At 53.0% G+C, this 5381-nt stretch carries 9 protein-coding genes; 5 read left to right on the top strand and 4 right to left on the bottom strand.

Annotation, left to right across the window (positions count from 1 at the left end; all coding sequences use genetic code 11):
• On the bottom strand, nt 1-259 hold a 259-nt coding region (locus BM036_RS19375), incomplete at its 3' end, for a helix-turn-helix domain-containing protein (protein WP_143066674.1).
• Nucleotides 260-281: 22 nt separating this feature from the next.
• Between BM036_RS19375 and BM036_RS19370 the strand changes: the two genes are divergently transcribed.
• The gene (locus BM036_RS19370) at nt 282-473 is read left to right on the top strand and encodes a CDGSH iron-sulfur domain-containing protein (RefSeq protein WP_245742752.1); all 192 of its coding nucleotides are present in this window, start codon (nt 282-284) and stop codon (nt 471-473) included.
• Nucleotides 474-525: 52 nt separating this feature from the next.
• Here BM036_RS19370 and BM036_RS19365 read toward each other — a convergent pair whose 3' ends face one another.
• Together BM036_RS19365 and BM036_RS19360 are read right to left on the bottom strand one after the other, a co-directional pair.
• Nucleotides 526-1419, bottom strand: a complete 894-nt coding sequence (locus BM036_RS19365; RefSeq protein WP_091855269.1) for a DUF4124 domain-containing protein — start codon at nt 1417-1419, stop codon at nt 526-528.
• A gap of 155 nt (nt 1420-1574) precedes the next feature.
• The gene (locus BM036_RS19360) at nt 1575-2030 is read right to left on the bottom strand and encodes a metallophosphoesterase family protein (protein ID WP_091855267.1); all 456 of its coding nucleotides are present in this window, start codon (nt 2028-2030) and stop codon (nt 1575-1577) included.
• A gap of 454 nt (nt 2031-2484) precedes the next feature.
• Between BM036_RS19360 and BM036_RS19355 the strand changes: the two genes are divergently transcribed.
• The 4 genes from BM036_RS19355 to BM036_RS20155 all read left to right on the top strand — a co-directional run bounded on the left by BM036_RS19355 (nt 2485) and on the right by BM036_RS20155 (nt 4921).
• The gene (locus BM036_RS19355) at nt 2485-3156 is read left to right on the top strand and encodes a PEP-CTERM sorting domain-containing protein (protein WP_091855266.1); all 672 of its coding nucleotides are present in this window, start codon (nt 2485-2487) and stop codon (nt 3154-3156) included.
• A 288-nt stretch (nt 3157-3444) separates the two neighbouring features.
• Nucleotides 3445-3984: a lysozyme gene (locus tag BM036_RS19350; protein ID WP_091855265.1), complete on the top strand. Its 540-nt coding sequence runs from the start codon at nt 3445-3447 to the stop codon at nt 3982-3984.
• Nucleotides 3981-4433, top strand: a complete 453-nt coding sequence (locus BM036_RS19345) for a lysozyme inhibitor LprI family protein (RefSeq protein ID WP_177186124.1) — start codon at nt 3981-3983, stop codon at nt 4431-4433. The genes BM036_RS19350 and BM036_RS19345 overlap by 4 nt, the downstream gene beginning before the upstream one ends.
• A 116-nt stretch (nt 4434-4549) precedes the next feature.
• On the top strand, nt 4550-4921 hold the full coding sequence (locus tag BM036_RS20155) for a hypothetical protein (protein WP_091855263.1): 372 nt from the start codon (nt 4550-4552) through the stop codon (nt 4919-4921).
• A gap of 219 nt (nt 4922-5140) precedes the next feature.
• On the opposite strand, the gene BM036_RS19335 is transcribed toward BM036_RS20155, so the two are convergent.
• Nucleotides 5141-5381, bottom strand: a 241-nt coding sequence (locus BM036_RS19335; RefSeq protein ID WP_177186123.1) for an ATP-binding protein, incomplete at its 5' end; no start/stop codon positions are given.

Genomic DNA, 5381 nt, shown 5'->3' with positions numbered 1-5381 from the left:
AATCGCGTTCCACCGTCAGTCGGCCGATCTCGCGGTAGAGTTCGTCAGAACTGGGCTCGTTGGACTGTTTGCCGGACCTTTTTTTGCCTTCGAAGAGGTCCGGAGCATTCTCCAACAACTCGCGTTTCCAGGTGCTAACCATGGTCGGATGAATCTGGAACCGGGCGGCAATTTCAGATGTGGTCTGGTCACCCTTGAGGGCGGCTAGGGCAACTTTGGACTTGAACGATGGGCTGTATTGCTTGCGTTTCTTGCTCATGATTCTCCTCCTTGTGGAGATGATGAATCAGAGCTTAGGCACCTGTCCAAATTTCGGGGTCCACTTCACCGGGCTCAGCCCTAAAAGCTTCGTTGCCGAAGACGACGGCCATGCGTTTCTCTGCCAGTGCAAGCACACCGGCGATGCGCCCTACTGCGACGGCACCCACGAGCAATTCGACAAGGATCAGGTCGGCACAGAGGGTCCCGACTGACCCTCCAGGAGGCCGGCATCCCCAATCCACTCACGCCGCGCCCCATCCGGGCCTAAAGCCTGACCATCGGGTCTCCCTGATCGTACAGCCAACGGGTCCAGTCCAGACCCAACATGGCAACGCCACCAACGTAATTGTCATCAACCAGGTAGTACGACAGGGTGCGATCGCCCCGGTTAAAGTTGTGCATCAGCCGCACCACAAAGCTGCGGCGAGTAGGATTGGACAGCAGAAAATAGACGAACTGGCCAGCCTGGGCTCGCACGTTGCTGCGTCCGGAGCGATCGGAATGCAGCCACTTATCACTGGGCAGTTTCAGGAAGTCGCCGATGTCCGCTAACCTCCCCTGCTTGCGAGCTTGAGCGACCACCCACTGATTCACCGGGTGGCGCTCAAAATACAGGCCGGACTCATCACGCTCCAGCGTTTCCATCTGCTCCGCAAGCCCCTCATTCAACCAGGCAGGCGCATAGGGCACGATGTTATCGACAACCGCGTGACTCACCTCGTGCTTGATGGTTTCAAAGGTAAGGTTTCTCTCCTCATGCACGTAAACGACAATCTGGTGTTCCGAGGGTATATACAGGCCGTAAGAAGCGGCCACGCTGCCCCGGTTATTGCGAATGAGGTATTGCCGGTAGGCAGCGCTATCCCTGAATATCAGGATATTAACCGGCACTGTCTGGTACATATCAAAGGACAGCACCCGGTCAAAAAACTCGTAGACGTTGTTCACGCCGTCCACAATGCGCTGGTGTTCCTGCTCACTGAGCTCGACATCGACGGTTCTGATCCTGATATCGAAGCGCAACCACGTTGATGAGCCTGGCTTCACGTTAACCAGTTCCTGCTCAACGGTGTGATCTTTCCGGTCGCTGAAATGAACCTTCCCGTTTTCATCAACCCATTTATAAATCTTTGCGTATCCCGTGTTCGCAAAGATCATAAACAGAGAAAACATCAGGACGGGATAAATGGTCTTCCATAACCTTCTGAACACAGCGCTATGCCCGATACAACAATGGATGGATGATTATTGACGTTATAAAGGTACAGAGTAAAAACCGCGCTGCCAATACAATTGAACCAGGCCGAAGCGCGTCAAACCGGCAGCTCGATGATTGCTCCAGATACACGATCTTCAGTCACTTCCAGCCGACCTACCGTAATGGGCAACGTAAAACGCCGCGGCCCTGAACCACCCGGATTGAAGTAAAGCACGTCACCGATCCACTCGTTACGGGGTTTATGGGAATGGCCGGCAACAACCACCCGGTAGCGGCCTTGCGGTTCAATGTCGAGGGTTTTGACGTCGTGGAGCATGTAAAACCCGTGGCCGAGGAATTCCAGATCCCACACATCAGGAAGATCCGCCGCTCGCCCTGTTTTGTCGATATTGCCGCGAATCGCCACCACCGGCGCAATAGCTTCCAGCGCGTCCAGCACCTCGTCCCGACCGACGTCACCGGCGTGCAGGATCAGGTCTGAGCCTTTCAATGCGTCCAGTGCTTCGGGACGCATTTTGCTGTAGGTGTCTGCGATGACGCCAATTTGCATGCTGTAACCTTTTATCAATGCCTGCTCGTGAACAGGTGTCGACTGTGTATTCTCAAAGGTCGCAATAATTCTCGCAATTTCTGGCTCCCGCCGCGGCACCTCTCTCACACGATTCGAGAGAGCCACGAACATAGCCCTTAGTAGTCGAAATGCCATGGAAATTAGATCTGTCCCGGTTTCTGTATTCAAAACCGAGTCGGATAGCTAAACCGGGAGTAAACCTTCCCCCAACCTTATGGGGCTACTCCGGTCCCAATTGGACATTACAGCAACACCTGGAGGGGGACCAACTCCACTAACTGTCGCCGAAAGTTACGCTTTTTCTTGTCAGTCTGCTTTACACCACCAGGCGTCCTTACAACAGCATCGTGCTGAATACTTTAGGTAAATAATTCGTGGCGCCGTAATTGCTTGACTGTAATCCGCACCAAACCCATTGTAAAGGAGCCTATAGATGATATTAAAACCTTCTCTGAGCTGCGTTTTATTGATCTGTACATTCGGTGCGGTGAATACCGCGGCAGCTCCTGTTTACCTTAATGAAACCAACATTTCGGTAGCTATCGGCTCGGGCACATCGCCCGGCTCTTTCAACAACACTTTTAGTAATGGAAACACAATCAACAAAGTGATCGACGCACCGTCAGCGGATGCCGAAGAGTTTCACAACCAGAGCACACATATCTGGTTTACTGCGGATAGCGTTGGTGGAGGGCTTGAGCTTGACTTCGATTTTGGTCAGGAGTACGACATCAGTACGCTGCATTTCTGGAACTACACCGGTGAAGACTACGATGTTGACGAAATTGATTTCACGTTCTTCAGTGCTTCGAATGCCCAAGTCGGCACTCTGGAAGTTTTTCCTGACCTGGGCAGCAGCCCTGGCATTACAGCCCAAGACATAATCCTCGCCGCGCCTCTGAATGTGCAGTACGTAACAGCCTTTCTGACTGGATCAAACCGACAGGTTGATTTCCAGAATATTGGTTTCAGCGCCGAGCTTTCAGACCCGACGAACCCGGGTACGGACCCAGCACCCATTTCGGGCCCGGGCACCCTGGGTTTGCTCAGCATCGCCTTTGCCAGCCTGTTCGGCCGTTGCCGACATAGCAAGAAGGGTGACTAACGGTGGCTGTTGTGATCCGGAATGTGCTTTGTAACTACGGACAGAAATTTCCAGATGGTATACCGTCGGAATACCAGCAAACAGCTCACAAAAAACGAACAAAATGAACAAAACGGGACAGACTTTTTTCATTTCTTAGAAAATAGATCTGTCCCGCTTTTCGTTACTAAACGTCCTCGCATTGAGAGCTAGATCCAACTATGGTCACACCCGCACTCTGGCGACATTGAAGCGCAGCAAAGATTCTAATAATCTCCAAAACGACTTTATCAACCAAAGGACTGAATAATGGCACAAGGACTCAGTGTCACCGCTTCAACCCAGACTCCCCTCACCCGGAATCAGGTTCTCAGCGCTCGAGGACGCTCCCTTCTCAAACGTCTTGAGGGTGTGCGGCTGAAGCCCTATGACGATCAGACCGGTTTGGCCATTACCCAATGGGTGGCGGGCGCCACCATTGGTGTTGGACACTTGATCGATCAGGCAGACTGGTCGGCGTTTTCCGCTGGTATAAGTCAACAGCAAGCGGAGACGCTTCTGGCACAGGATGTCGCACCCTACGAGCGAGAAATCCGGAAAGTTGTCTCCGCCAGCCTGTCACAGAGCGAGTTCGATGCCCTGGTAATCTTTGCTTTCAATATTGGACGGCGGGCATTTTCCGGATCATCCGTGGTTCGGTTGGTGAATAACCCGAAAGCGAGCACTGGCTACGCATCTCTCGAAACCGCCTGGAAAGCCTGGAACAAATCGCAGGGTAAGGTGATGCAGGGATTGAATAACCGACGTTCTGCCGAATGGAGACTTTTCGATCAAGGAGTCTACCAGTGATCACGCTTTCACGTGTTATTCGCCCTTTCGCCTTCCTCTCCATCACTTTGACCTCCGTGGCCTGTCAGGCCATCGATAATCCCGATGCCCCCAATTATCTTGACGCCTTCCAGTCCGAAGCGTCTGCCTACGAGCAAGCCATTTTCGAGGAGTCACAGACGACCTCAGACTCAATGGAGGCGTATCGTGAGTACATTGCCTTCCTCGAGGACGAGCTTGTGAAGGCGAGTTCTGCTCTGGCGGAGGAGTTGTCCGCTTCCGAAAAAGACGTCTTCGAAAAATCCCAAAGTGCCTGGGAAGCCTATCAGGAGGCAGAGAAAGTCTTCGTCTCGAGGGTATGGACGCCACAGAACTTTGGTAGTTCTTCTCCCTTTTCCCGACTGGCCTTTTACGCGGATGTCCTCCGGTCCAGAGTGGAGCTGTTGCAGAAATACCGTCTGCAGTTCTGACAGCCGGCTCAAAAACCCAAACTGCTCGTGATTGGCTGAAAAATAGTTCTGTCCCGGTTTTCAGAGAAAAACAGCGGCAGTTGGTACGACGACATTATGGAGTGGCTGGCAGCCCTATGACCTTTTCGACTCTACTCGGGATCTGTTTCCTCTTCATTCTGATTGGATGGGTTCTTTTTGTTCTCTTCGGACAGATTACAGTCAGAACGCTAAGGAAAAACCCCGAAACCAGGGACAAACTAGGACTGGATTTCGCCAGTGGCTGGGATATTTTCAACGTCGCTGGCGCCATGTGCCGCCCCCATTGGCTCAGCGAACGGCTCAGACGGTCAACCCTCTCCTTCACTGCGGCAGATGAGCGACCAATTTACGAAAACACCAACTGGTTTGATCGCCTGTTGGGCAGGACAATGTTCATCATGATGATGGGCGCGGTTGCTGTCATGCTGGTTTTGATACTGTTGAATTTTATTGGGCTGGTTGATTAAGGACCGTCCCTTGCCGGGAAAATAGGTCTTTCCCGATTCCCTCAAAGAGCCGGGCCTGGAAAATAGATCTGTCCCGGTTTTCATTTGAGATGCCTGCTCTTGAACAGATGTCGACTGCGTAAACCGCCGAAGGTTGCCACCCATTCCACGTGAAGCCTGCCACCCGGACCGGAGCAAGGCTGCCACCCATCGGAGCGTAGCGACGCGGGGTTTCTCTTCTTACTCCGAAGCCGTAGTGTCCGTCAACTTTGCCTGCCGCTTTCGCATGGATTGGCCCCGCAGACTGATCTTGTAGGCGTTGTGAACGAGCCGGTCCAGAATGGCGTCTGCCAGAGTGGCGTCACCGATCACGCCATGCCATTCCTCGATGGGTAATTGGCTAGTGGCGATAGTGGAGCGCCGGCCATGTCGGTCTTCCAGCACCTCCAGCAAGTCCCTTCGGTTCTCCGCGCTCAGCTTC

Source organism: Marinobacter segnicrescens (assembly GCF_900111555.1).
GTDB lineage: Bacteria > Pseudomonadota > Gammaproteobacteria > Pseudomonadales > Oleiphilaceae > Marinobacter > Marinobacter segnicrescens.
The sequence above is the reverse complement of the archived record's forward strand: the minus strand, read 5'-3'. Positions and strand labels throughout refer to the sequence as shown.